Source organism: Pseudomonas sp. 5Ae-yellow (assembly GCF_014077575.1).
GTDB lineage: Bacteria > Pseudomonadota > Gammaproteobacteria > Pseudomonadales > Pseudomonadaceae > Halopseudomonas > Halopseudomonas neustonica.
Genome location: NZ_JACGWE010000038.1, coordinates 1 through 26652 on the forward strand (window position 1 = coordinate 1; position 26652 = coordinate 26652).

A 26652-nucleotide genomic window follows, 5' to 3' on the forward strand; every position below is an offset into this window, starting at 1 on the left:
TCGGTCAGCCACCTGTTTGACGGCTTCAATTTTAAATTCTTCGGTGTAGCGTGAGTTGCTCATTGGACCTCCTGGGTGCCTCGATTATAAGGCCTGGAGGTGTCTACGAAACTAGGGGCGATTCAATAGATAATCAGTAAAACGAGGGGGCGTTTGGTTTCGTTCTGCTCGGAGGGCAAGGCTGCGCGAAATTGACAGGCGTACATCGAGTTTTGATTGAACTGTGCTATAAGCCAGCAAGAGATTGGCCTAAGTTGTTTCGTTAAACATTTTTTGGCAAGACTGATTCTATCTTCCTGCTTTTTACAGAGAGTGTTTGAGCTCCTGCTCGTAATCTTTTAAGATTAACTTAAGATCATATTAACGTTTTTTGAATGGGTGAATGTTGTCGCGTGGCTGGTACTGCTCTAGCTTTTGTTGCAGATCGATAACCTGCATTTCAAGGCATAAGATCTTGTTCAGTGCGATCTCGTAATCCTCGCGCAATTGTACTAGCTTTTGATCTATTACGGAGATTCTCTCTACAGCCTGGAACTTGCGGGCAGGGATAATATTATTCTCTTGTAGCTTCTGGTACTCTTCGATGGCTGCGCAGATTTCTAATTGCCTAGCCTTCCGTAAGTCGCCTTTCCCTTTGCCAGCTTCGATAGCTACCGTGTCGTAACTGATGACTTCACCTCTCTGTCTGAGGCGTATAAATGCGTCCCAGTAGGCTTGTTGTAGAGGCGTGCGATTACTGGATTTTTCTTCAGACATCTAATAGCTCCTTTTGACGTGTAAGTTTCTTTTCAAATTCCTCTATAACGGCCTGCTCCTGCATGAAATGCAGGCTGGTCGGAGAGTAGCGATCTCTTCGCCTGTACATCTTGGCAAGCACCTTTTCCGCATCTTTGAACTCAGGGTCATTGCCAGACTGGTAGGTGCATCCGAAGCAAAACTCACCGTCTGTGGTGAACGTGTACCCATCGCAGGTGGCGGGGCCTCCGACCTTAGAGCATCCACCAACCGCATTGGGCTTAAAGTTCCTAGAGCCTTCTTCAAATTCTTTTTTGATTCGCGCTTTGTCCGTAGCGATAATGGTGGGCTTGAGGCGCTTTAGCTGCTGATTGATTCGTATGCCGTTGGGCCCCGTAAGATTCGGTGCATTGTCCAGTACCAACTTTTCGAAATTATCGTACTCTGAAAGGCGCTGCTCCCTCTGGATATCGTCCATCAGCAATATTTGCGACTGGTGCTGCTCATCCTCGTTGTCATTCAGTATGAAGTTAGTCGCGAAGGTCGAGTTGCGTCGATAGTAGGCGGTCATGGATGCTAGCAAATGCTTAAACTGGGCCTGAACAGCACCTAGCGTCAGAAGGCCAGATCTAGCCAAGTAAACCGCCAGAGAACGTCTGCATTGATGTGTTGTTAGAGGCCAGGGTGCATCAACTTTTACGGTCTTTCCCCAGTCTCTAAAGCCGTCTAACTGTCTTAGTTCAGCGTAGTCAGATTCCTGAATTGTCAGTGAGCTGAACCGGCCTACAAATTCTTTTAAACGCTTTCCCGATATGGCTTCGCTGAATGTGGCGTTAGCATGGAATATAGTGCCTTTGTGCTTGAATTTATGGGCCACAAAAAGAGGGTATTGATTAGGATCGAGGACATAATTGTGCTTGTAGGCAATCATCTCTCCGATGTTTTGCGCTGCCGCTACACCAAGATCAACAATGTCAGCTGTAACCCAATATGTTTTTGTATAGCCTGAGCCAATCGTCTTGCTGGTATAGCCCTTAATAATCTTTGCTTTAGCACCTTTTGCGTTGAGTTCAGATAAGCATTCGCGATCAAGGTAATTTACTTCATTATCACGCATGCCTGTAAAAAGATGTATCCAGTATTTAGCTGCTTCCTGTACGTCTGTCAGATAGACATTCCAGTCTTTTTTGACGATCAGTTCGTACTTTTTACAAAACTCTTTAAGGTCGTACTCCTTCATCAGAAGCGCGAAGTTGTGAGGTTTTCTGTACCACCTTTCAAAGCCCTTTCGAGTGGCTGGGTAGCCCTCTCCAAGTCGCTCTCCGATGCCATCATCAAGGAAGGCAATGAAAGACCTGATGTGTTCATAGTGATCCCTAAAATCTGTCAGAAACACCTCAAGATCATGAATTAGGTTGGCGAAGAGGCGGGTGGGGATTACAGGCGTTTGTTCTGTTCGTTTGTTTGGTAATTGCGCCGCTATATCTTTTATTTGATCTGATAGAGAGAAGTCAGGAGGTCCTAGCGTGAAGGCAGGGTGAGCAATGCGAATGGCAGCCAGCTCCGCGATTAGTGTCCCTATCTCATTTGCCTCTCGTTGCTCAAGTTGTTCAATGCTAGTGAGGATTCTATGCTTAAGTCGGACGTCGTTAAGCATCTGTTCAATGGAGATATCATTGCGATCCGCCCAGGCAGCCAGCTTGTTTGGCGTGGTCATCCTAAGCGTAGAGATTGTTTTGCACGTTGGTGACCAGTACAGGCGTCCATACTGCATAATCTTTAGATCACGGATGATTTCTTTTGAAAAGAGGTCTATTTCAAAGTTGAAGTACTTCACGTCACCTGAAATTGCTGAAAAATCCCACTGGTTGCTCTTGAACTGAGAGCAGACAGTTGTATCAGAATTTAAAGTAATGATCGTTTCATCTTTGATAGCAAGGCTTTCTATAGGGGCTTCGATATAGGGCGTGGAGCCTGCTTCGCTAATAACCGACAGGTAATAACTCATGCGGTCAGCCTCCCAAATTCATACATGTCTGAGAGCACATCCGCCCAGTATTCGTCGAGCACGCCAAAGCTTATTTCCTCTTCAATATCGATAATCATTTGTTCAGATTGTGGTCTTACTTTCCGCATCTCATCGAAAATCTCATTGATTCGATCTTCATAAGGAGCCCATTTAACAGCCCATTCTTCGGGAGGAATGGTGGTTCCCAGTTCAGTGATCAGTAGCTTGAAGCTGAGAAGTTTTCTAATATCGATATCATCTGCGTGGGCAGCATACATATCACAGAATATGCAGGTTTCTTTTATGCGGCAGTCAGGCTGGGGCGCATAGTCATTAAATCCCTTTACTAAAGACGGATTCAGAGTCCCTTCACTTTCGCATCCTCCAATCATCGTGGTCTTTTCATCATCTCTGTTGTCAGAAATGATCTTTACCTCAATGTGTTTTTTGTCCCTAACCCGTTTACCTGCGCTATCATGGACTTTGTTCATTGCAAATCGAATAGCTTCAGCATGATCGGCAAGGTTGATGTTTTCATAGTTTCTCACAGCGGTCTGAACGTCATTACCAAGCATTTTAGCTACCTGGATAATGTCGTTGTCCGTAGCTTCTCTTGCTAGGGATGCGTAGAGTTTGCGCAATGGTCTAGATGTTACCCATTCGACGCAATAGAGGTCTTGAAACATCTTTGCAGGATGGTGGCTAACATCAGATAATGAGTCGTAGTATTTTCTCAGTCGACCATTTTGGCCTACAACGATAAATGGTGAGTCAGGCTTGCCGTCTCTAAGGGTAAACATGAGCTCCCTGATATCGACCCACTTCCTCCAGATAGGCAGATATTTCGAAACAATCGTGTAGTCCTTCTGATCAATTCCTCCCCTGTATTTGATTCCAGAAAGTCGAAGCCCTTTGATTTCGCCTTGCTCAAATCTTCTTTCATCGCTCATCCTGGCTTCTAGCAAAGGCGTTAAGTTGGCTCCAGAAGCGCCTATAAAAGACAGAAGCGCTGAGGTCGCTATTTTGGTAAAGAATGAGTTCAGTATGTTATCTTTGTAAAAATCGCTGCTGTGGAAAATCACGGTATCAGAGACTATTACTGACTGCCTGTCCCTTTTAACGAGGACACTCCAAGCCTGATGGATAAAGTCGCAGTGAGCAGCGTAGGTTTCCAGTATATCCTCTTCTGTTAGTGGGTTCTCAGTCAGGGTGTCGACGTATTTTTCTCTGTCATTCCATCGGATCGGAGTTGCCCAGAATGTTACAGTTCGAAGGTCAGTGCCTGTGGCTAATTGAACAACTCTTCTGGCGCGTTTTTGGAGGATGCTGGAAGAATTGTTGCTGATCTTGTTGGGGTTGCCGTCAGCGAACTTCATCCGTGTATAAAGGAACTTTGTATATTCTGTGTAGATCTCTTTTAAATCGGAAGTTGATCTAAAATCAAATCCGTCTTGGCTGTTATCGTTGATGAACTTGATGAACAGGCGATATCCGCTCAATTTAGCCATTTTAGAAGCTGCTTCATTCCCAAATGAAGTGCGTATATCGGATAGTATCGCTCTTACGAGTGGGTAGCGACTTTTGTCGAGGGTCATAGGCTCAACAGGCTTGATGGATTGGTTGTTGCTGGTGTCAAACTTCCGATAGCACAGACACCCAATATCAAAGGTTTTTTCTTCACCGTTGCGATCCTTCAATACAAGCACGGAATTCTCAAGGTCAGTAGGTGTTTGGACAGACTTACTGCTATCTATATTGCCTTGTATTTCGTGCTTGATGACACGTATTTTCATGTCACTCATAGTTATAATTCATTACGTCATCAGGCACTTTTTGGAGAAGTCTGGTTTCTATCTTGAGCTGGGTATGTGCGGTGTAGCCATCGCCTTTGTAACGTTTAAAGTCAAGATAGGCTGTGGTTACGTGTACGCCACTGTGATTCATTAAGTCACAAACTTTTAAAAGTGCATCTGTTGAATTTATGCCTTCGTCATCCATAAGCTTGAATAGCGTGTTCATTCCAAAGGTTGCGCGTAGATCGTGGAAGCTGAAATCGAAATGTTTGAGCTTTGGATCAGAATTTCTAATTCGTGGCAGTAAAGTGTCTTTTATATAGGTCTTGATGCCTTGGCCTTTTCGGCCATCTATTTTCCTTTTTTCATCTTTGGTCGCAGCAACAGGTGTCACGCCCCTATGGTAGTTAGGGTCCCTGGCATCATTTATCTCCTGCCTAGATGAATAGTACGGAGCGCTGTTCTTGTGGAGAAATAGATAGTTATCCAATGTGTTGCCATAGGCGCTCTGGATTCTTCTTGAGGTCGCAATATTGCCGCTCCAGTAACGCATTAGTAGATTGTGAAGCTCCGGGGAGAGGATTAATGTCTCTTCTTTCTTTCCTTTGGTGTCTACAAGGCTGAGGGATGTCCCGCCGACATGAATTAGGTAATGATCTTCTTCTGCATTATATACCGCGTTTTTTATTGTACTGCCCCGTAGGGTGCAGATTGTCTGGAGTCGGGCACCTGTACATCGTGCAACCGTAAATATTAGTCGTACAGTAATGCCTGACTGGGCGATAAATTTGTCAATAACATCCTGCTCTTTTTGGGTTAGAGGCCTGAGTTTGCCTTCAACCTTAGTTGGATCTTGCTTCTTCTTCGTTCTCTTAACGGCTTGGTCGCTTGATTTGACTCTCATCAGCTTCGCGGTGTTGGTTAGATCATAGTTGATGAGCTTTACGAGTTTGTCGACATCTTTCCAGGCCAATCCTAAAAGGGTTGGTGTAATAACTCCTTTCTGAGTGAGTGTTCTGTAGAAAGCCTGGACAGTGCCGTGTATTTCGCCTGCCGTGCTTGCTGACAATCCAACACCTCTGAGATTTCCAGATCTGCGCTTCTTCTCCATTAGCTCTTCGAGGTAGGAGCGAAATCTGTAGGTAGGTCGTTGGTCTTCATGAACTGGATGAAACTTAAGAGGGTCTGTGTCGGTCTCTTCTAGCCAGCGCAAAAAAGTGAGTAGGTTCGTAGCCCAATTGGCCCACGTTTTAGGGACGTACTGATCTTTGTATCGACCTCGAGCCATCAGCTTATGAGTCAGATGGAGATTGCCAAGCGTCCAAGGCTCACCATTTCCCTTAATGAGAACAGGAAATCTTGGGAAGGGTTTTGAGCCGATCTTGGCTGAGGGTTGGTAATCCAATTCACCAGTCTCCTTATTTACGGAGTACTCCAGAGCGTAGAAGTCGGTTACGTAGGTTAGTCGAGGAGAGCCTTTTTTAGCTTTTTTTCTTGACATCGCCTTGCCATCCGGTTTACATGTATGTACATCAGATTGTAACGCTTAAGCCTGGCTCTGCGCAATGTACTTGTTCCTGTGGTAGACACACCAGATTTAGGTTCTGGCGCCGAGAGGTGTGAGAGTTCGAGTCTCTCCGTCCGCACCATATAATCAACTGCTCTATGAGACAGTTGGTGACGTGTCAAAAAGCCTGCCTGAATATCGTTGAATTCAAGCCAGTGCTGAACATCGCAAGAAGCCGCTCCCAAACAGCCGTTCACTGGCTGCTAAGCGCGGCTTTTTTCGTTTCTGATGTTCTCTAAATACGCTTGGCTTTGATGCCGCGCGCCTTTCTGGTCACAGCGCTTGGCCAATTTTATTCCCCTGACTCTCTGGGCATGCATCACATGCCTTGCTCGGTAATTGAGTCCGTACCCGAATCCCTCCTTGCCTTTCATTATGGCTAATGTATGAAGCGGGCAGCAACAACGGAAGGTGGTGATTGAATGCAGCCAATTGCATTCAAATGGTTATCGCTTTCGCGAAGGATGTGATCGTTTGGGTCTATCCTAGAGAGCTCGCGTTTTTTGCGGGGTAATGCCAGGGAAGCTGCGAAAAGGGTGGGGGTGCCCCAATTATGGGGTTGCATCGCTCTATGTTCGGTGAGTTGATAATGCTTCCGCCAGCCTGGCGGATCATGCTGGGCAGCGCTGCGCGCGATAACCTGAACGCGGCAGACAGGTTGATGTCCAGCACGCTGTCCCAGTCGGCGTCAGTGCATTCCAGTGCAGTTCCTTTCATGAGCAGGCCTGCGTTGTTGATCAGTACATCGATACGACCAAAATGCTCAATGGCCGCTGCGCAAACCTGCTGTGCCGCTTCCTTTTTACCCAGGTGGGCAGCTACTAAGCAGGCGCGCGTTTCCGCAGCCTTGAGTGATGCGGTCAGTGCGTCGCCCTTGGCCTGATTGCGTCCGACCAGTCCCAGGTCCGCTCCCTTGGCCGCTAGCTGGTTAACCACTGCTAGTCCAATGCCTGAGGTGGCGCCCGTGACGATACATACCTGGTTTGCAAATGACATTCTGTGTTCGCTTCTATTATGCAGGGCGGTAACGTTGATTCCGCTAGCCGAGTCTATTCGGCTTCGTGATTACGGTTCATATAGCCCGTTACTTCTTCGTACTACAAATGCGTCCTGGTTTTAGCGATAGCATTCCATGAATTTGCGGTGATCGGCACATTATTGCCTTGTTGTCACGGGTGTCGATGCCTGATTATGCTCGCGGTGATGACTTCTGAGATTCAAGCGCATAGAATGTCGTCCCTTTGCGATTCACCAAATAACTAATTCATTGTCTGTTGAACGAGGACTTTCCATGCAAGTTTCGGTTGAAACCACCTCCGGCCTCGAGCGCCGCATGACCGTTGGCATCCCTGCCGATCGTATTGAAAACGAGGTCAAAAAGCGTCTGCAACAGACCGCACAGCGCGCCAAGGTCGATGGTTTCCGTCCAGGCAAGGTGCCGATGAGCGTTATTCGTAAGCGCTTTGGTGCCTCTGCTCACCAGGAAGTGATCGGTGAAGTCATCCAGTCTTCCTTCTATGAAGCTGTGATGCAGGAAAAACTGAATCCTGCTGGCGCGCCTAGCGTTGAGCCCAAGACCATGGAAGAAGGTAAAGACTTCGAGTACATCGCAACTTTTGAAGTTTACCCGGAAGTGGCACTGGCCGATTTTTCTGCCATCAAGGTTGAGCGCGTTGAGTCTGAAGTGACTGATGCTGATGTCGACACCATGCTGGAAACGCTGCGCAAGCAGAACACCCGCTTTGAAGCGGTTGAGCGCGCTGCGCAGAACGATGATCAGTTGACTATCGACTTCGTCGGTAAGGTTGACGGTGAAGCCTTCCAGGGCGGCACTGCCAACGACAGCAACATCGTGCTTGGCTCCGGCCGCATGATTCCTGGTTTCGAAGAAGGCCTGGTTGGCGCGAAGGCAGGTGATAGCCTGACCCTGAACGTAACCTTCCCAGAGGACTATCAGAACCTGGATCTAGCTGGCAAAGCTGCTGAATTTGACGTTACCGTCAAAGAAGTTGCTGCTCCTGCGCTGCCTGAGCTGAACGAAGAGTTCTTCGCCCAGTTTGGTGTTAACGAAGGTGGTATCGAGGGTTTCCGCGCCGAAGTTCGCAAGAACATGGAGCGCGAGTTGAAGCAGGCGATCAAGACCAAGGTTAAAGCCCAGGTCATGGATGGCTTGTTGGAAATCAATACCGTTGACGTACCCAAGGCGCTGCTCAGCAACGAAATCGATCGTCTGCGTGAGCAAGCAGTACAGCAGTTTGGTGGTGCCAATATTCAGGCTAGTCAGTTGCCTGCTGAGTTGTTTGAAGAGCAAGCCAAGCGTCGTGTTGGCTTGGGTCTGATCGTCGCTGAAGTGGTCAAGCAGAACGAGATTGAGCCTGACAACGATCGCGTTCGCGCCATGGTCGAAGAGCTGGCTGCTGCGTACCAGGAACCGGAGCAGGTCATCAACTGGTACTACCAGAATGAGCAGCAGCTGGGCGAAATCCAGTCGGTTGTGCTGGAAGAACAAGTGGTGGATACTGTTCTGCAGAAGGCGCAAGTGACTGATAAGAAAGTGGCTTACGAAGAAGCCGTCAAGCCAGCGCAGCCTGCACAGGTTGAGTCTGGTGAGTCGGAAGAGAGCAGCGCAGACGAGTAAAGCTCGCTGTCAGTGTTCGCCAACGTGAGCCAGCCTTCGGGCTGGCTCTCGTGTTTTCGCGATACGTACATTTTGGAGTGATAGGAATCCATGACCCATAACAGCTTTATGCAGCTCCCCCCAGACGTACAGGCCGCCGGCGGCCTGGTTCCCATGGTTGTTGAACAGTCTGCCCGGGGTGAACGTTCCTACGACATCTATTCACGCCTGCTGAAAGAGCGTGTGATCTTCCTGGTGGGTCAGGTTGAAGATTATATGGCCAACCTGGTCGTCGCTCAGTTGCTGTTCCTTGAGTCGGAAAACCCCGACAAGGACATCCACCTGTATATCAACTCCCCAGGTGGATCAGTAACAGCCGGCATGGCGATTTATGACACCATGCAGTTCATCAAGCCCAATGTCAGTACGCTATGTATTGGTCAGGCTTGTAGCATGGGCGCGTTGCTGCTCGCCGGTGGCGCTGCTGGTAAGCGTTACTGCCTGCCGCATGCACGTATGATGATCCACCAGCCGCTGGGCGGCTTTCAGGGTCAGGCGTCCGATATCGAGATTCACGCTCGCGAGATTCTGTTTATCCGCGAACGTCTGAACAAGGTATTGGCAGATCACACTGGCCAACCGCTGGATGTGATTGCTCGCGATACCGATCGTGACCGCTTTATGAGTGGTGCAGAGGCGGCTGATTACGGGCTTATCGACAAGGTTCTTGATTCACGCCCAAGCGCTGAGTAACTATCACTGTTTCACGCTAGTCGTGTGGAATCGACCGTTCGCCTTGCGCTGCAACGCGTGGCGATCCGCACAGACTGGTGCATCTTGACAGGGTCGCACTTGCAAAGTGGGCACAATGCCCCCATCTTTGTATTCAATAGCGATTCAAGAGTAGGGGTTTTCGATGACCGATATAACTGGGAAGGGTGACGACAACGGCAAACTGCTGTATTGCTCCTTCTGCGGCAAGAGCCAGCATGAAGTGCGCAAGCTGATTGCCGGCCCCTCCGTGTTTATCTGCGATGAGTGCGTTGATCTGTGCAACGACATCATTCGTGAGGAAGTGCAGGAAAGTCAGGCTGAGAGCAGTAATCAGAAGCTGCCGACGCCGGTAGAGATTTGTTCGATCCTGGATCAGTACGTTATTGGCCAGCAGCGAGCCAAGAAGGTCCTGTCGGTTGCTGTATACAACCATTACAAGCGTCTGAATCAGCGTCAGGGTAAAGATGAGGTTGAACTGGGCAAGAGCAACATTCTGCTGATCGGCCCTACTGGTTCGGGTAAGACGTTGCTGGCTGAAACACTGGCCCGACTGCTGAATGTACCCTTTACCATCGCGGACGCGACCACATTGACCGAAGCGGGTTATGTGGGCGAGGACGTCGAAAACATCATTCAAAAGCTGTTGCAGAAGTGTGACTACGATGTTGAGAAGGCCCAGATGGGTATTGTCTACATCGATGAAATCGACAAGATTTCGCGCAAGTCGGACAATCCTTCAATTACCCGTGACGTTTCGGGCGAAGGTGTGCAGCAGGCGTTGTTGAAGTTGATCGAGGGCACGGTTGCCTCGGTGCCACCCCAGGGCGGCCGCAAACATCCCCAGCAGGAGTTTCTGCAGGTTGATACGCGCAACATTCTGTTTATTTGCGGTGGTGCGTTCGCGGGCCTTGAGAAGGTTATTCGTGATCGCTCCGAGAAGAGCGGTATCGGCTTTAATGCTACGGTACGCAGCAAAGACGGCGGCAAGAAGGTTGGCGATACGCTCAAGGGTGTTGAGCCGGACGATCTGGTTCGCTTTGGTTTGATTCCGGAGTTTGTTGGGCGTCTGCCGGTTATTGCAACGCTCAATGAGCTGGATGAAGATGCGTTGATCCAGATTCTTACCGAGCCGAAGAACGCGTTGACCAAGCAGTATGCGCGTTTGTTCGATATGGAAGGGGTCGAGCTCGAGTTCCGTGAAGATGCGCTCAAGGCGATATCCTCGCGCGCGTTGGAGCGTAAAACGGGTGCGCGTGGCCTGCGCTCTATCCTTGAAAGCGTGCTGCTGGAAACCATGTACGAGATTCCGTCGGCAGAGCACGTCAGCAAGGTTGTGATTGATGAAAACGTAATCAGTGGTGAGGCCAAGCCTTTGCTGATTTACGAAACGGCCGAGCAGCCACCTAAGGCAATGCCTGAGGATTGATCTGCAGGTTGTTGACTGCGCCGCCGCTTTGGCGGCGTAGTTGTTTCTGGCGCGTGCAAAATGCGTCAGTATTATTACGGTTTTCCTGCTTGTTTTTTCGATCCCTAGCCCCCATCTTGAATTCATGGACTTTTATTCTTTCGGCGCAGTATCAAGCGTGCGCCCCTCAGCGAGTGAGCCTCAGCCATGACGACTCTTAGCGAATTCCCGCTCCTGCCATTACGTGATGTGGTGGTTTATCCCCATATGGTCATTCCCCTTTTTGTTGGGCGTGACAAATCTATTCAGGCGCTCGAGCAGGCTATGTCGGGCGGTAAGCAGGTGTTACTCATTTCGCAGCGCGATCCGGCAGAGGATGACCCGGCCCGCGATGGTTTGTACGACATGGGTACCGTCGCCACCATTCTGCAGTTGCTCAAGCTACCCGATGGCACGGTTAAAGTGCTGGTGGAGGGCGAGCAGCGCGCGCGCATCGAGTCAATTGATGAGCTCGAAGGCTACCAGACGGCTGAAGTCGAGCTGCTAAGTGAGACGCCGCTTGATGAGCGTGAAGCTGAAGTACTCACGCGCAGCCTGATGAGCCAGTTTGAGCAGTTTGTGCAGCTGGGCAAGAAGGTGCCCTCAGAGGTGGTTTCTTCGCTGTCCAGCATTGATCAGCCAGGTCGTCTGGTCGACACCATGGCGGCTCATCTGTCGCTGAAGCTGGAAGAGAAACAGGCGATTCTTGAGATTCTGCCTTTGCGCGAGCGAGTCGAGCATGTACTTGGTGTGCTCGATGGCGAGATCGATCTGCTGCAGGTGGAAAAACGCATCCGTGGTCGCGTCAAGAAGCAGATGGAGCGCAGTCAGCGCGAGTACTATCTGAACGAGCAGATGAAGGCCATCCAGAAGGAAATGGGCAATCTGGATGAAGGGCACAGTGAGTTTGACGATCTGCGCAAGAAGATCGACGACGCCGGCATGTCGGAAGAGGCGCTGGGCAAGGCCAATGCCGAGTTCAACAAGCTCAAGATGATGTCGCCGATGTCTGCCGAAGCGACAGTCGTGCGCTCCTATATCGACTGGCTGACCGCGGTGCCATGGAAAAAGGCCAGCAAAGTGCGGCACGACATTCAGCGTGCCGAGCAAGTGCTTGACGCTGATCACTACGGCCTGGAAGAGGTCAAGGAACGTATTCTCGAGTATCTCGCAGTGCAGAAGCGCGTGCGTAAGCTTAAAGGCCCCGTACTGTGCCTCGTAGGCCCTCCAGGCGTCGGTAAGACGTCCCTGGGTGAGTCCCTGGCCCGCGCAACCAACCGCAAGTTTGTGCGTATGGCGTTGGGCGGTGTCCGTGATGAAGCGGAGATTCGTGGCCATCGGCGTACTTATATAGGTTCGCTGCCGGGTAAATTGATTCAAAAAGTGACCAAAACGGGCGTGAAAAACCCGCTGTTCCTGCTCGATGAAATCGACAAAATGGGGCAGGACATGCGAGGTGATCCGTCTTCCGCGCTGCTGGAAGTGCTCGATCCCGAGCAAAATCATGCGTTCAATGACCACTATCTTGAGGTCGATTACGATCTCTCCGATGTCATGTTCATTTGCACCGCGAACTCGATGAATATTCCGGCGCCACTGCTGGACCGTATGGAGATTATTCGGATTCCGGGTTACACCGAAGACGAAAAGATCAACATTGCGCAGCGTTACCTGGTGCCCAAGCAGGTCAAGAACAATGGCCTGAAAAAGGACGAGCTGACCTTTAGTCATGAGTCACTGCGTGACCTTGTCCGCTACTACACTCGCGAGGCAGGTGTGCGCGGTCTGGAGCGTCAGATCGCCAAGGTGTGCCGGAAAGTAGTCAAAGAGCAGGCAGGAGAGCGCAAGCCGAAGCCGGTCGCGCTCGACGAAAACTTGCTGGAGCGCTACCTGGGTGTGCGCAAGTTTAAATACGGTTTGGCCGAGGAGTCTGATCAGATCGGACAGGTCACCGGTTTGGCCTGGACGCAGGTTGGTGGTGAGCTCCTGAGCCTGGAAGCAGTAGTGGTGCCAGGTAAGGGAAGGCAGATTAAAACCGGCTCTCTGGGCGATGTCATGCAGGAGTCGATCAGCGCTGCTTTAACCGTAGTTCGAAGCCGTGCTGCGAGTCTGGGAATCAAGGCAGACTTCCATGAAAACAATGACATACACATTCATGTGCCCGAAGGTGCTACGCCCAAAGACGGGCCCAGTGCGGGCGTGGGTATGTGCACTGCACTGGTCTCTTCGCTGACTAAAATACCGGTGCGCGCCGATGTTGCAATGACCGGTGAGATCACGCTGCGCGGGCAGGTTTTGCCGATTGGCGGTCTCAAGGAAAAGCTGTTGGCAGCGCATCGTGGTGGCATTAAAACGGTGATTATTCCGCACGATAATGTGCGTGATTTGAAGGAAATTCCTGACCGGATAAAACAGGATATTGACGTCAAACCGGTGAAATGGATTGACGAGGTGTTGCAGATTGCGCTGCAATACATGCCGGAGCCCTTGAAAGAAGGGGTTGAAGAGATGGTAGCAAAGGATGACAATCGCGAGACTGATGAGAAAGGACGCATCAGTACTCACTGAGGCGATACCAGTCCGGTGAGTGAAGCGCGTCCAGTGCGGGAGCGTTTTGCTAACCGGTCCGGGAATACCTCAGGCATTCCTTGACACGGTTTTTGACCGCTTGCTATAAAGCGTGCTTCGACCTAAGCAGGTATGCTGACTGGCCACAGCTTTGCTAAGACCACAAGCTTACATAATGACTAACAACTCGTTGAATTAAATAAGGGGACTTAGAGTGAACAAGTCTGAACTGATTGATGCTATCGCCGCATCCGCCGATATTCCTAAAGCTGCTGCCGGTCGTGCTCTGGACGCCGTCATCGAGTCCGTCACTGGTGCACTGAAGGATGGTGATTCGGTTGTATTGGTAGGATTTGGTACATTCGCGGTTAAGGAACGTGCTGCACGTACTGGCCGTAACCCGCAGACTGGCCAGCCGATCGAAATCAGCGCTGCCAAGATTCCTGGCTTCAAAGCAGGTAAGGCACTGAAGGACGCTGTGAACTAATTGCGTCCCTGATCTGATGTGACATGCCAATCCTCAGGGTGAGGCATGCTACGGAGTCATCCAAGACGTCTCAGGCCTAGGTCAGTAGCGTTTAACAGATGGCTTCGTCAGTTACCAGAAAGGCGCATCAACAGGATGCGCCTTTTTTGTTGGACGAGAGAAAGGTTGCTCAGTGCTTGAGTGGCAAAAACCTGATGCGAAGCGCTCAGGTTAAACAGAATTCGGGGGCATGATGCTGCAAAACATGAGGGACAGTGCGCAAAGCTGGGTCGCTAAGGTGATCGTTGGCGTCATTGTGCTGATATTCGCTTTGACTGGCTGGGAATCCATCAGCAGTTTCTCCAGTAATGCCGATAAGGCAGCAGAGGTCAATGGTGAGGTGATTTCCAAGCTGGAGCTCGAACAAGCTGTGGCCTTGCAGCGTCGCCAGTTGATTCAGCAGTTGCAGCAGATGGGCAATAACAGCTTCGATCCAAGCATGATTGATGAAAAATTTCTGCGTACCACTGTGCTGGATGGGTTGGTGGAGCGCTCGGTGCTTATTCAGGGCGCTCAAGACGCCGGGTTTAAGGTCTCCGACCAGATGATCGATCAGTTGATTCTGTCCACGCCCGACTTTCAGGTAAACGGCAAGTTTGATAGTGATCGTTTCGATATTGTCATCCGTAACATGGGCATGCCGTCGCGTATGGCATTCCGTGACCTGGTGCGCCAGCAGCTGCTGATTACCCAATATCGTAACGGCTATGAAGCGACTGCTTTTGCCACGCCTTCCGAGCGCAAGCAGTTGGCTGATCTGGAAAACCAGACGCGTGACTTCTCGGTCATCGAAGTGCCGGTTGGTGATGCCTCCGCCGTTAGCGTTTCTGATGAAGAGATTCAAGAGTATTACGCCAGTAATGCTCAACAGTTCATGATGCCTGAGCAGGTTGTGCTGGAAACCCTGACGTTATCCCGTGCCGGTTTCTTTGACCGGGTTGATGTCAGTGAAGATGCGATCAAGGAAATCTACCAGCGCGAAATAGGCAATCTTGCTGAGCAGCGCCGGGCTTCCCATATTCTGGTTGAAGTAGCCGACAAAGAAGATGAGGCAGATGCCAAGGCGCGCATTGATGCAGCCGCTGCGCGTATCGCCGCTGGTGAAGACTTTGCCGCCGTTGCAGCAGAGGTTTCGGATGATAGCGGTAGCGCCCGTGATGGCGGCGACCTTGGCTATGTGATCAAGGGCAGTTTTGATCAGTCCTTTGATGATGCTCTGTTCGCCCTCGAAACCGGCGAAGTATCTGAGCCGGTGCGCACCAGCTATGGTTACCAGCTGATCAAGCTGACTGACCTTAAAGCACCTGAAGTACCAACACTGGAGTCCATGCGTGAGCAGTTGGTCCAGGAGTTGAAGTCAGAGCAGGTGGAGCGCGAGTTTGTTGATGCCTCTCAGGAATTGGCCAATCTGGCGCATGAAGCGTCTGACCTGGCAGAGCCAGCGTCTGCGCTCGGGCTTGAGATTGAAACCCTGGGGCCGGTTGAGCGCCTTGGCGGCGAAGGGCTGGCGAGTAATCCTAAAGTGATGAATGCTGCTTTCAGTGATGACGTGCTCAAGAAGGGCTACAACAGCGACCTGCTTGAGCTCGACGCGGATACAGTGGTAGTGGTTCGGGTTAAGCAGCATCTGCAATCCGAGCAGCGTCCTCTGGAAGAGGTCAAGCAGGAGATCAGCGAGCTGGTGGCCTATAACAAAGCCGAGCAGGCTGCAGCGGAACAGGCAGACCAGTCTCTCGCCGCGTTGCGCTCGGGTGAGCTGACCGTCGATGCCTTGGCTGAGCAGCAGCAAGCGGAGTGGCAGCAGTATGAGGCGGTTGGCCGCTCGTCCAGCGATTTGCCTACGCCGCTCTTGCGTAGTGTATTCGCTATGCCCAAGCCTACGGCAGATCAGCCGGTGTATGCGCGTATCAAGCAGCCTGTGGGTGGCTTCTGGCTGGTTGCGCTGCGCGGCGTGGCTACCGCTGGCGATGTGCAGTCAGATGGCGGTGCGGCTTCTCAGTATCAGCAGTTTATTGCTGGTCAGTCAGGTCAGCAGGACTTCAGCGCTGCTCAAGAGCAACTGAGCACCGACGCGGATATTGAGCGTTTCTGATGTGATCTGGTTGCAGAGGTAGCAAAAAAGGCGCTTCGGCGCTTTTTTTGTGCCCGTGCATTGGGCGGCTAGGGGAGGCATTAAAAAAAGGTGGTGACAGCTGTCACCACCGAAGACGAACGGCTTCGTATCTTGGGGGGCTTAGGAGCCGCTCGGAGCAGTCTATTGCAGAGCGAAGGAGTAATTCAGGATTAAACGGTTTTCGTCGATGTCGCGGGTGGCATTGGAGCGCACCATCGCGTTACGCCAGCGCACAGAAAGGTTTTTTAGCGGTCCGCTCTGTAGCGTATAGCTGACATCCAGGTCGCGTTCCCACTCACTTCCCTCGCTACTGCCAACCCTGAAGTTGTCGCCTTTGACGTAGCGTGTGAAGGCGCTAAGTCCGGGTACGCCGAGACTGGCGAAGTTGATGTCATAGCGCGCCTGCCACGACTGCTCATCAGCGCGGGTAAAGTCGAGTATCTGCACATAGTTGGCAATATAGGGGTCGGTTTCCGCCAGATACGGGAAGGCGGTGTCGCCGTCACTGTGCTGATAGCCAAGGCGCAAGGTATGAGCGCCGGTGGCTGCAGAAAGCATTAGTGATTTCATCTGGTGGTCGATGTCCAGTGACTGCCTGCCGTTGTCGCCGGTATCAAAGTAGGCAAGGTTGGCGCCGAGCATCCAATCGCCGATTGGCTGGTTATGTATCAGGTTGAATAGTGTCTGTTCATATACATCCTGTAGCTCAGCGCCCCACAGACCGACCTTGGTGTTACCGCTGTTAAAGCTGTAATTGCCGCCCAGATAGTTGAACCGATCAGCGCTGCCGCCCACGGTGGCGCGAATGTCTTCCGAGTTAGTGCTGTTGCGGTAGTTAACTTCACGCAACTGTCCGCCTTGCAGGTCCAGGTCCTCTATCTCGTTGACGGCTAGACTGGCTCCGGTGAATTCCTGAGGCAGTAGCCTGAGATCGCCTGAGGAAACGACAGGCAGTTTTGGCATCAAGCCGCCTACCTTCAAAACACTTTTGGAGAGGCGTAGCTTGCCCGCGGCAGTGGCTTCACTGTAGCTGTCGGGGCCTTCGTTGCCGTAGCCGTTGGGCAGCAAACCGCTGCCGGCACGCTCGTCAGCAGAGTCGAGTTTTACCCCCAGGCCGGCGTAGACATCGACCCCAAAACCGATAAACCCCTCAGTGAAGCCGGACTCGGCTTTGAATATAAAGCCTTGAGCCCATTCTTCTGCCTTGGATTGCGCGCCAGGGTCACGGAAGTCGCGATTAAAGTAAAAGTTACGTAACTGCAGGCTTGCGCTCGCGTCATCGACGAAGCCGCCAGCCTGAGCATTGGCTGCTACCGTTCCTGTTAGCGCCAAAGCGATAGCGCAGGCAAGGGTGGATTTCTTCACATGCGTCATTGTTGTTCTCCTGATGTGATTTGCTGCGCTGCGATAGCGCTGAGTCACTAAAGCACGGAGGTCAGGAGTCAGCCTTACGACAATAGTATTAACGCTATTTCCGGATGCGTCTTGCCGAGCGGGTAGATAGCTTTGGAGAGCCTGTTTTTGAGGGGTAGGGTAGTGATTTACCCAGAAGTGGAAGGCTTGTTATTACTTTAGTCTAGTGCTGTTGCCGGGCTGCTTTTGCCAGGACCTGTCGGCGCGACAGGTCGCACGGTCTATTGCTACTCAGGACATGCCGTTGGCAAAGGCGGGGTTGCTCATATCGATGGCGGTGCGCACTGGTGCTAGCGCCTGCGCGTAACGCAGCAGAATATCCAGATTGTAATTCAGGCGCTCGCGCAGGCGTTGATCGGCATCGGACTCCACCTCTGTGCCGTTAAGGACCTTACCGACGTTGCGCACAATCAGATGCTCGGGGATATAGCACAGGCGGCAGTTCTTGTAACTTGAGGCGCGCAGTTCGCTGACCGGGAAAGCACCCCCAACGCTGGCGGAGATCCCGCCCAGCATCGCTGGTTTGTGTGCCAGCTCAGCTTTGCTGGCGTACAGGAAGAAGTTCTTGATCGCAGGGCATGCCATGCCGTGCCACTCTGGAGCGAGAACGACGATGCCGTCGGCAGCGCTCAACTTGGCCGCTATTTCTGGCCAGGCTTGCGCATCTTCGCTTGGCCACATGGGTAGTGGCTGAGTACCCAGGTCTATTATCGACACCTGCGCTGTGCCGACCTGATGGTGCTCAATAAGAGCGTCATGGATGAACTGGGCAACCTTGCTGGTTTGGCTTTCGGGGCGGCCACTACCGGCGACGATGCAGATGTTTGTCATGCTGTGCTCCACTATGACTTCAGTGTAAAAATGTGCCCTAAGATTGGCACGCTTGGGCGTAAATTCAACCACAAAAACGCGACGTTCGTTCGCCTTCGGTCGTTCATTTTTGACAGCGGCAGCGGTGTTGGGCAGAGTAGCCGACCTTTGGGGGTTGCCTGGGCGAATGCCAAAGGCAGCAAGAGCTACTTTTGCTGGAGTACGCGGATGAACGCGGTAGTTGCGGCAGTCGCCGTCATGTTGGTGTTGAGTCTGTGTCGAGTACACGTGGTAGTAGCGCTGATTTTGGGCGCGCTCACCGGCGGATTACTTGGCGGGTTGGGGCTACAGGAGACGCTTGCGACCTTCCAGAATGGACTGGGCAAGGGCGCTAATATTGCTTTGAGTTACGCGCTGCTGGGTGCTTTCGCCGTTGCTATTGCCAAGTCAGGCTTGGCGCATGCGCTGGCGGACCGGGCGTTGCAGTTGGTAGACCGCCAACAGCAGGGCGGCGCAACGTTACTCAAGCTGTTATTGGTGGTTCTGCTTGGTGGCGTCGCTATTGCCTCGCAGAACGTGCTGCCGATCCATATCGCTTTTATCCCGCTCCTGGTTCCGCCTTTGCTTTACGTTATGGCACGCCTGAATCTGGATCGCCGCGCCGTCGCCTGTGTACTTACCTTCGGTCTTATCACGCCCTACATGTTTCTCCCGGTTGGCTTTGGCGGCATCTTTCTTAATGACATCCTGTTGGCCAATGTGGCTGAAAGCGGCGCCGAAGTGGCAGGTCTGGATGTGATGCACGCCATGGCGTTGCCGGCGCTGGGTATGCTGTTAGGCTTGCTCGTGGCGGTTTTCATCAGCTACCGCAAGCCGCGGGACTACGACGTCGCGCGTATTCGCCAGGTTGAGCGCATGGAAGGTGGTTACAGTCCGCTATCCTTGCTGGTTGCGCTTCTGGCGGTTATCGCTGCTTTTGTGATGCAGCTTTGGCTGGATTCAATGATCATGGGCGCGCTGGTCGGTTTCGTGATTTTTTCAGTATCGGGCGTGGTGCGCTGGAAGGATGCTGACGGCGTCTTTACTGAAGGCATGAAGATGATGGCGATGATCGGTTTCATCATGATCGCTGCGTCTGGCTTTGCCGAGGTCATGCGTGAGACCGGAGCAATTCAGACGCTGGTCGCCAGTTCGGCTGACATCATTGGCCACAATCGTGCGCTGGCGGCACTGCTGATGTTGCTGGTTGGACTGTTGATTACCATGGGCATTGGTTCGTCTTTCTCGACCATCCCGATTATTGCCGCTATCTATGTGCCGCTGGCCATGCAGTTGGGCTTCAGCCCGCTGGCGATCGTGGCGTTGGTGGGTACGGCGGCCGCGCTCGGTGATGCCGGTTCGCCTGCTTCAGATTCGACGCTGGGGCCAACAGCTGGTTTGAATGTGGACGGCCAGCATAACCATATCTGGGATACGGTAGTGCCAACCTTTTTGCACTACAACCTGCCACTGATTGCCTTTGGCTGGCTGGCGGTCATGGTGCTCTGATTGAGGTTGTCGACATAAAAGAAGCGCGCCTTGGCAACTGCCCTGGCGCGCTTTTTTATGCCGCGTTAGACGCGAAAGCGTTTCAATAACTCGTCTATCTGGCGGCCCAGGCTTGCCAGGTGTTGGCCCGCCTGCGCAGTCTCGCGCGCGCCATCGGTGGTTTCACGAGCCAGTTCTGCGGCCTCTGTTACGTTGCGATTGACGTCTTCCACTACCGTGGATTGCTGCGTGGTTGCGCTGGCAATCGAGGCGTTGAGGGCGACCAGTTGTTGCATTGAGTGCGCAATCAATTCCAGTGCCTTGCCAGCCTCGTTCACCTGTTCGACGCTTTGCTGTGAGTGGCGGCTACTTTCGTTGATCACGCCGACCACGGTCTGGGTGTTGGTCTGCAGCTTGCTGATCATGTTGTGAATTTCTTCTGTCGACTGCTGGGTGCGTTGCGCCAGGTTGCGTACCTCGTCTGCAACCACGGCAAAGCCGCGTCCCATCTCACCGGCACGTGCTGCCTCAATGGCCGCATTCAGTGCCAGCAGGTTGGTTTGCTCGGCAATATTGCGGATCACATCCAGTACCGAGGTGATCTCGTGTGCGTCGCTGGAGAGGGTCTGCATGTGCTCAACGGCGGTCTGCACGCTGGTTGAGAGCAGGTTGATTTCCTGGATGGTTTTAGCAACCTGATGGCGGCCGTTGTTGGCACCTTCATTGGCATTTTCAACTTCTTGGGCCGCTGCATTGGCGTTCTGCGCTACATCCTGAACGCCATAGGTTATTTCGTTGATGGCGGTGGCCATAAGCTCCATACGTTCAGACTGGTTATTCATGTCGCGCAGGCTATTACCGCTGATTTGATCCAGTTGATGGCTTGAGCTGATCAGCTGTCGCGCGCTGTCGCCGAGCTGGTGAATGATGACTGCAAGGTTGCTGTTGAACTGGTTGAAGAAATGCGCAATCTGCGAGACCTCGTCGCGGGCGCCATCGTCAAGACGACGGGTAAGGTCAGCTTCTCCACTGGCTACGCCGCGCATGGCGTCGACCACGCTGTTAAGTGGCTGAGTGATGCTGCGGCCTATCAGGTAGAGCAGGGCGATCATGATCAAGGTGACCAGCGTCATGGTGACTACGGAGCTGGCAATAGCGCTTGCGAACTTGGCTTGCATGTCATCGATGTAGATGCCGGTGCCGACCATATAGTCCCAGGGTTTGAAGTGCTTGAACGCGGCGATCTTGGCGGTACCTTCTTCCTCGCCAGGCTTGGGCCAGTTGTACTCAAAGCTGGCTGTGCCCTTGCTGCGCGCGAGTGCCACCATTTCACTGATGACATTGACGCCTTCGGTGTTACGCATGGTGGTGAGGTCAACGCCCACGGTCTGTGGTGCAAGCGGGTGCATGATCATGATGTTGTTCATGTCATTGACCCAGTAGTACTCGTTGTTGTCGTAGCGCAGGCTGCTGAGCGCAGACATGGCTTCTTTGCGGGCCTGCTCACCGGTGAGCTCGCCACTGAGTTCTTTCTGGTGATAGAAGCTCATCAGATCATGGGCTATCTCGACCAGATGTGTAGCTTTGGTTATTTCGGCTTCGCGTATTTCTTTGTTTAGATGGGAGAGCGAGAGCCCCTGCATTATCAGGTTACTGACCAGAGCAATGATCAGGATCAGCCAGATTCGTTGACTGATTCGTATGCTGCGCAACAGCTTCATCTACAACCTCCATGCACTAATGGCGTACGGCTTTTGTTTTAATTGTTGTTATCGATGCTTAACTTGGTTCCCCAAGTAGCTGTTTCGTCAGTATCGGCAGGCGCGCTTATAACCTGAGCGGTATTTTTTTGGCATCAATGATGTCAGTTTGACGTCATGTTGTGCCGGGATTCAAGTGTCAATCTGTTTCTGTGATTGCCCGGTATAAGATAGGAAGGTGTTTTGTATTCTGAACTGGTATAAAGGCGCGAAACTTGTCGCTGTTACGTTGGGCACTATCAAGGCGCAGGTTAGTCTATTGGGTTATCAGCAATAAGGATCTCAAATGCAGTCAGTCGTTAAATTGGTTTCGGTGTCTGCCTGGATGCTCTTGGCCGGGTTCAGTGCTGCTGCTCAGGCGGGCAGTAGCGATAATGGTATGGATGAGGCAGGCGCGTATCACGAGCAGCAAATTGTGGGCTGGATCGAGAAAGGGCTTATCCTGCCTGAACACACCGCCGTAAAGATCAAGGTGGATTCGGGTGCACTGACCTCGTCAATGCACGCGGTGAATCTTGAGAGCTATACGCATAACGGCAAACCTTGGGTGCGCTACGAGGTTCCCGTCAAAGACGCTGATACTGATGAGCTGGTCGTGATGCAGTTTGAGCGCCCGGTATTTCGCCGGATTCTGGTTCGCGGCGCAGGTGGTTCTGATCGTCGGCCGGTGGTGAAGATGTCAATCTGCATGGGCAATCAGGTCTACGAAGAGCAGTTCTCTTTGCGTGATCGCGGTGACATGACCTATCCAGTACTGATTGGCCGCCGTACTATCGAGCATATTGGCCTGATTGATGTATCCGATACCTTTCTACTCAAGCCGAGCTGTTCTCAGCAAGAGCATGAGGACGAGCGCGACAAGCAGCAGCGTATGCGAGATGACGAAAGCATGGTTGATGGCAGTGCGATTGATCAGCCAGAGCAGACTGAAGAAGAGCTGGAGGCCGAGGAGTAACCTCGGTTGATGCCGCCTGGCGCCGCTTAGCGGCGGCCAGGCGCTTGCATTACCACATCAGGTCGTCAGGCACCTGGAATGCAGCGTAGGGATCATCCTCTGCTACGGTGTCGGCTTTATTTTCAGCGACATAAACCGGCCAGTGTGGTGCTCGCTCACGGACTTTTTCGGCGATTTCCAGCGGGATCAACACAAAATTGCCAGAAAGGCGGGTGATACCCAGCTTGCCCCTACTGAGTAGGTCGAACTGTTCTTTGTTGACGTGGATCTTTTTGATCTTGTTCTTGCTCACAAACTGATAGGGCGTTTCTCCGCCACTACGGTCCAGTTTGCTGTTTTCCACCATCTGTTTGACCTGGGCTTCGCGCTCTTTACGTGCCGCTTCCTGCTGGCGCTGCTGATTGAGCTGACGATCACGTTCGGCTTTTTCGGATCGCGCCTGTGCGATAGCCTTGCCGGTATCTTCAGCAGGTGCGGTCTTGGCCGCTTTTTTCTTGGCGCGCTGGGCTTGCTTGAGTTTCTTCTCGTCAACCAGGCCGGTTTTGAGAAGCTGGGCTTGCAATGAATTGACCATGATCTGTAACTGTCTTGTCGGCGTCAGGCTGCAGGAGCCCGCACGCAAATGAATCCATGCCAGAGAGGCGGCGTTTGTGCCGCTAGTTTACCGGTTTTCTTCGCGCTCTTCCTCTGCTGCAAATTGAGCTTCACGTGCTTTCACGTTAGCGATGGTTTCTTTACTGACCTTGTTGCTATTGGCATTGTCTCGGAGCATCAAAAGACTGCCGACGATGCTGCCGAGTGCGAGCACTATGAATAGCCATCCATACCAGGGCATGGTGTTGATCCTTTTATCGAATGTGTATTCATCATGGCTGCTCTGTGGGCGCATGGCAAACCATAAGGCACAGAGCGATCGTTATTTCGGCGCCAGACAGGTGATAAATCAGTCTGCTGTGTTAATCAGGCTGCTTTTGTTGTGGCTTTACGTTGTCGCGTTGGGGTGGCCTGACAAGGCGTGGCTGAAGCAGCCAGTCAAGACTTGTCGATGATTGAAGAAAACTCACGCAAGTGCTTGACTCCCTTGGTGGAATGTTTACAATGCGCGCCAGTTCAGACGCACTGTAAACCCCGGTTTAAAGCGTATTTGAGCTGATGCGCAGCGGTAGTTCAGTTGGTTAGAATACCGGCCTGTCACGCCGGGGGTCGCGGGTTCGAGTCCCGTCCGCTGCGCCATACAAGATAAACCCCAGTTGCTTGCGCGGCTGGGGTTTTTTGTTGCCTGTTTATTGCCTTTTGGGCTGTATTGGATCGATTGTTTCGCCATGCCAGGCGTTCAGCTTGTCGCGTATGTCTGAAAACATCGCATCGTATTCCTTGTGCTCTGACAGCGACAGAAATTCTGGCGACAGAGCCCCGTGACGGCGCAGCAGGTGATCAATATCGCTGGCGAAGTTAAAGGCAGTCTCACGGGGTAGCTCGAAATACTCTTCGATCGCTTCTTCATTGATCTGACCCTGCACGTCAAACCTCATCCTCTTGCCCTGATCAATCAGTCGGTAGGTGATGTCGATATGGAAGCCGATATCGCTCTCGAGCAGGCGCATACGCGCAAGGTGCAGATGGCCGGGTTCAAACATCTTCGTTGTTTCCTGTTTATGACGTTGTCGGGTGCCGCTTTTAATTGCCTGCGCTTTTTCGCGCGCGATATTTTTCCGACGCCATTGAAATGCCACTATGCATGAGTTTAGAATCGTACCTCTTTTGCATATCTCGTATAGCTATAACAAATCGCCAAAATTCGACATTTTGTTATTTGTTTCTAGCTGTTGAGTGCCTACCGCCTTTTAGGACTATCAATTCATGGAAGAACCTGCAGGTTCAATCAGTATGCGCTCTTTTCGAGCAACCTCGTTTGTATTGTCTATTGCGCTAGTGACTAGTAGCTGTAGCCAGGTTCAGCAGTTTTCCAGTAGCCATAGTGCAAAAATAAACTGCATAGCTGGGGGGATTGTTGGTGCGACGCTAGGAGCCGGAGTTGGCGCTGTTACTAAAGGTGATGACAAGGCCATTGCGTTGGGCGCTATCGCTGGCGGTGCAGCGGGTTGTGCCCTGGCGATGGCGTACAAAAGCCGGTTAGACAGGTTGGAGCAGATAGCCGCCAGAGAAAACGTGCGGTTACAGACTGAAACGCTGAAATCCGCCGGGCTTGGCGCATCTGATGTCGGCATTGTTGCCCAGGTTGAAGACCAGGGTATGTTTCCAACGGGCAGCGCCGAACTCTCTGCTAAAGGCAGGCGTCAGGTTACGAGTTTGGCTGAGGCTTTTGTTGGGGTGAGTGATACCGCCATATTGGTTGTTGGGCATACCGACGCCACTGGCAGTGCGGAATTGAACCAGGCGCTCTCAGAGCGCAGGGCTAAGGTAGTGGCCAGGATTCTGGAGCAGCAGGGTATCGCTGCTGAGCGCTTGTTTTTTCAAGGCGCTGGCTCGTCCAGACCGGTGGCCGACAATAGCGATCCGCTACTGCGTGGAAAGAATCGACGGGTCGAAATAGTCGAGGTGGACGATCGTGCGACGCTAATGGCTCGGCTCAGCTCAGAGCGTAACAACCCCAAATACTTGAGTTACGGAACCTCCACGAGAGCAAACGCTACTCGCTCGCAAGCCGCCGCTCCGCCAGCCGCAAGAACGGGCGTATTAGTAGGTCAAACGGAGCCCGTCAAGCCAACACCGCAGCGAGTTGAGCCGCGTGAGGATGCGCGCTTTGCTGTTGATTTCGGTGGAGTTCCTGTCTCAACGGGTCGCTGGGAGTTGGGGAGTGCTATCGCGCCCAAGTCTGCTGGTTTCTCGTTTATACCAACCGCGCATGCGGCAGACATGCCAGTGGTCAGTTGCGATCAAGACCTTCCACGCAAAAGTGGCGAGGCGGTGAGTCTTGCCAGCGGTGATGCGCTGGAGACGCGCAATACCACTGATTACTTGCCGGGTTACAACAATCGGGTCTGGGCGCAAACAGTTCATGGCCACTTGGTCACTATTTCGCCGGTATCTATTCTGCGTGACTCCGCCGCAGTGGGGCGTCAGCCGTTCATTCAGATCGTCGAGCAGTACAGTGAAGGTAACCGGAATGCCAGCTTCAAAGGTAATGCCATTGCCAACACCTACGAAGGCGAAAGCCGCGTGCTTTATCGTGTTTTTCTGACCGATTCGCCATCGCCTGTTTCTTGCCTGGATGTTGTCTTCAGCAAGGGTAGTTCTCAAGCAACGGACGGCGTGTTGATTTATCCAGACCAGCGCGGAGAGAGCTATACCGCGAAATTTGTACCTTTGCGTACTTAACCGGAGAGTGCTTTAAATGGAAGATTTTAGTTTCAACGCATTGATGGCGCTCGCGCTGGCCAACAAGTTAATAACCGGGTCGATTCTTTCGGCACTTATATCGTTGTTGCTCATTGTTATTTACTGGGACAAGGTCCGCTACTTTGTCATGCGTGTATGGCATGGCATCCCTGTCATAGGAACCGTAGCCCGGCTAGCGCGCTCCAGTACCAGCTCTGACAGCAAAGGCTGGCTGCTCAGCGAGGTCAGCTTGAGTAATGACTACTACGACTACTATCAGGAAGTGGGTGATAAAAGTTCCGAGTATTACAACAAGTGTGAGTCCTATCTGGACACCATAGGTGAAGGTGGTCGACGTGAACGTCCAGCCTGGGTGTTGGTACTTGTTTTTCTACTCATCCTTTTTGAGGCGGTGGGTTTTGCATACGTGCTGGTGCCCTTTATCAACCAGAACCTCTCGTCGAACGATCAGGCCTATCTTGGTTGGATGGCGGCGTTCCTGCTTTCCATTATCTCTGCAGGCTTTGCCGAGGCGGCGGGGCGCGCGCTACATCATAATTCGCTGGTGAACAAGGCTAGGGAAGGTCTGAAATACCGGCCATATGGGCGGCGATTATGACCTCGGCTCACAAAAAAAACATTTCAGGAACGATTTCATCGCCCTCAGTCGCGTTTTCAGCGCGTTGCAGCCCCTTTTCGGCCA

At 52.2% G+C, this 26652-nt stretch carries 20 protein-coding genes, 2 tRNA genes and 1 pseudogene; 12 read left to right on the top strand and 11 right to left on the bottom strand.

Annotation, left to right across the window (positions count from 1 at the left end; translation table 11 throughout):
* Window positions 1-360 precede the first annotated feature (360 nt).
* From H4J77_RS16120 to H4J77_RS16135, 4 genes are read right to left on the bottom strand one after another with little or no spacing between them, the layout of a single operon-like run.
* Window positions 361-756: a hypothetical protein gene (locus H4J77_RS16120; protein WP_182249425.1), complete on the bottom strand. Its 396-nt coding sequence runs from the start codon at window positions 754-756 to the stop codon at window positions 361-363.
* Window positions 749-2743 carry a hypothetical protein gene (locus tag H4J77_RS16125; RefSeq protein WP_182249427.1) on the bottom strand — a complete coding sequence of 665 codons (1995 nt, stop codon included), beginning with the start codon at window positions 2741-2743 and terminating at the stop codon, window positions 749-751. Before H4J77_RS16125 ends, H4J77_RS16120 begins: the two co-directional genes overlap by 8 nt.
* Window positions 2740-4545 carry a hypothetical protein gene (locus tag H4J77_RS16130; RefSeq protein ID WP_182249429.1) on the bottom strand — a complete coding sequence of 602 codons (1806 nt, stop codon included), beginning with the start codon at window positions 4543-4545 and terminating at the stop codon, window positions 2740-2742. Before H4J77_RS16130 ends, H4J77_RS16125 begins: the two co-directional genes overlap by 4 nt.
* Complete coding sequence (locus H4J77_RS16135; protein WP_182249431.1) at window positions 4538-6037, bottom strand: site-specific integrase; 1500 nt, start codon at window positions 6035-6037, stop codon at window positions 4538-4540. The genes H4J77_RS16130 and H4J77_RS16135 overlap by 8 nt, the downstream gene beginning before the upstream one ends.
* A 59-nt stretch (window positions 6038-6096) precedes the next feature.
* On the opposite strand from H4J77_RS16135, the gene H4J77_RS16140 reads away from it, so the two are divergent.
* Window positions 6097-6185: transfer RNA gene (locus tag H4J77_RS16140), tRNA-Leu, on the top strand.
* A gap of 398 nt (window positions 6186-6583) precedes the next feature.
* Here the strand turns inward: H4J77_RS16140 and H4J77_RS16145 are convergent.
* The gene (locus H4J77_RS16145; protein WP_123888992.1) at window positions 6584-7099 is read right to left on the bottom strand and encodes an SDR family NAD(P)-dependent oxidoreductase; all 516 of its coding nucleotides are present in this window, start codon (window positions 7097-7099) and stop codon (window positions 6584-6586) included.
* A 295-nt stretch (window positions 7100-7394) separates the two neighbouring features.
* Here H4J77_RS16145 and tig point away from each other — a divergent pair, with 295 nt between their 5' ends.
* The 6 genes from tig to H4J77_RS16175 all read left to right on the top strand — a co-directional run bounded on the left by tig (window position 7395) and on the right by H4J77_RS16175 (window position 16124).
* Window positions 7395-8741 carry a trigger factor gene (gene tig / locus H4J77_RS16150; RefSeq protein WP_182249433.1) on the top strand — a complete coding sequence of 449 codons (1347 nt, stop codon included), beginning with the start codon at window positions 7395-7397 and terminating at the stop codon, window positions 8739-8741.
* A gap of 90 nt (window positions 8742-8831) precedes the next feature.
* Window positions 8832-9473, top strand: a complete 642-nt coding sequence (gene clpP / locus H4J77_RS16155; RefSeq protein WP_123888990.1) for an ATP-dependent Clp endopeptidase proteolytic subunit ClpP — start codon at window positions 8832-8834, stop codon at window positions 9471-9473.
* Window positions 9474-9636: 163 nt separating this feature from the next.
* The gene (clpX, locus tag H4J77_RS16160; RefSeq protein ID WP_123888989.1) at window positions 9637-10920 is read left to right on the top strand and encodes an ATP-dependent Clp protease ATP-binding subunit ClpX; all 1284 of its coding nucleotides are present in this window, start codon (window positions 9637-9639) and stop codon (window positions 10918-10920) included.
* 186 nt (window positions 10921-11106) lie between these two features.
* Window positions 11107-13506, top strand: coding sequence for an endopeptidase La (lon, locus tag H4J77_RS16165; RefSeq protein WP_182249435.1), 2400 nt, complete (start codon window positions 11107-11109; stop codon window positions 13504-13506).
* Window positions 13507-13720: 214 nt separating this feature from the next.
* On the top strand, window positions 13721-13993 hold the full coding sequence (hupB, locus tag H4J77_RS16170) for a nucleoid-associated protein HU-beta (RefSeq protein WP_092284196.1): 273 nt from the start codon (window positions 13721-13723) through the stop codon (window positions 13991-13993).
* Window positions 13994-14222: 229 nt separating this feature from the next.
* Window positions 14223-16124, top strand: coding sequence for a SurA N-terminal domain-containing protein (locus tag H4J77_RS16175; RefSeq protein ID WP_182249437.1), 1902 nt, complete (start codon window positions 14223-14225; stop codon window positions 16122-16124).
* Window positions 16125-16286: 162 nt separating this feature from the next.
* Here the strand turns inward: H4J77_RS16175 and H4J77_RS16180 are convergent, their stop codons facing one another.
* On the bottom strand, window positions 16287-17510 hold the full coding sequence (locus tag H4J77_RS16180; RefSeq protein ID WP_182249448.1) for an OprD family porin: 1224 nt from the start codon (window positions 17508-17510) through the stop codon (window positions 16287-16289).
* 279 nt (window positions 17511-17789) lie between these two features.
* Window positions 17790-18389 carry an NADPH-dependent FMN reductase gene (locus H4J77_RS16185; RefSeq protein WP_182249440.1) on the bottom strand — a complete coding sequence of 200 codons (600 nt, stop codon included), beginning with the start codon at window positions 18387-18389 and terminating at the stop codon, window positions 17790-17792.
* A 207-nt stretch (window positions 18390-18596) separates the two neighbouring features.
* Here H4J77_RS16185 and H4J77_RS16190 point away from each other — a divergent pair, with 207 nt between their 5' ends.
* Window positions 18597-19916 carry a Na+/H+ antiporter family protein gene (locus tag H4J77_RS16190; protein ID WP_123888985.1) on the top strand — a complete coding sequence of 440 codons (1320 nt, stop codon included), beginning with the start codon at window positions 18597-18599 and terminating at the stop codon, window positions 19914-19916.
* 65 nt (window positions 19917-19981) lie between these two features.
* Here H4J77_RS16190 and H4J77_RS16195 read toward each other — a convergent pair whose 3' ends face one another.
* Window positions 19982-21616, bottom strand: coding sequence for a methyl-accepting chemotaxis protein (locus H4J77_RS16195; RefSeq protein WP_123888984.1), 1635 nt, complete (start codon window positions 21614-21616; stop codon window positions 19982-19984).
* A gap of 325 nt (window positions 21617-21941) precedes the next feature.
* Between H4J77_RS16195 and H4J77_RS16200 the strand changes: the two genes are divergently transcribed.
* A complete protein-coding gene (locus H4J77_RS16200; RefSeq protein WP_218565738.1) occupies window positions 21942-22610 on the top strand; it encodes an ATP-dependent zinc protease in 669 nt (222 codons plus the stop codon).
* 49 nt (window positions 22611-22659) lie between these two features.
* Here H4J77_RS16200 and H4J77_RS16205 read toward each other — a convergent pair whose 3' ends face one another.
* Together H4J77_RS16205 and H4J77_RS20415 are read right to left on the bottom strand one after the other, a co-directional pair.
* Window positions 22660-23184, bottom strand: a complete 525-nt coding sequence (locus H4J77_RS16205) for a DUF2058 domain-containing protein (RefSeq protein ID WP_123888983.1) — start codon at window positions 23182-23184, stop codon at window positions 22660-22662.
* 179 nt (window positions 23185-23363) lie between these two features.
* Window positions 23364-23445 (bottom strand): annotated as a pseudogene (locus tag H4J77_RS20415) (DUF2897 family protein); the annotation flags it as partial.
* Between the two features lie 321 nt (window positions 23446-23766).
* Between H4J77_RS20415 and H4J77_RS16215 the strand changes: the two are divergent.
* A tRNA-Asp gene (locus tag H4J77_RS16215) sits at window positions 23767-23843 on the top strand.
* 50 nt (window positions 23844-23893) lie between these two features.
* On the opposite strand, the gene H4J77_RS16220 is transcribed toward H4J77_RS16215, so the two are convergent.
* Window positions 23894-24247, bottom strand: a complete 354-nt coding sequence (locus H4J77_RS16220) for a DUF5064 family protein (RefSeq protein ID WP_182249442.1) — start codon at window positions 24245-24247, stop codon at window positions 23894-23896.
* 250 nt (window positions 24248-24497) lie between these two features.
* On the opposite strand from H4J77_RS16220, the gene H4J77_RS16225 reads away from it, so the two are divergent.
* Both H4J77_RS16225 and H4J77_RS16230 read left to right on the top strand, forming a co-directional pair.
* Window positions 24498-25949 carry an OmpA family protein gene (locus tag H4J77_RS16225; RefSeq protein WP_182249444.1) on the top strand — a complete coding sequence of 484 codons (1452 nt, stop codon included), beginning with the start codon at window positions 24498-24500 and terminating at the stop codon, window positions 25947-25949.
* 16 nt (window positions 25950-25965) lie between these two features.
* A complete protein-coding gene (locus H4J77_RS16230; RefSeq protein WP_182249446.1) occupies window positions 25966-26568 on the top strand; it encodes a hypothetical protein in 603 nt (200 codons plus the stop codon).
* The last annotated feature ends 84 nt before the right edge of the window (window positions 26569-26652 follow it).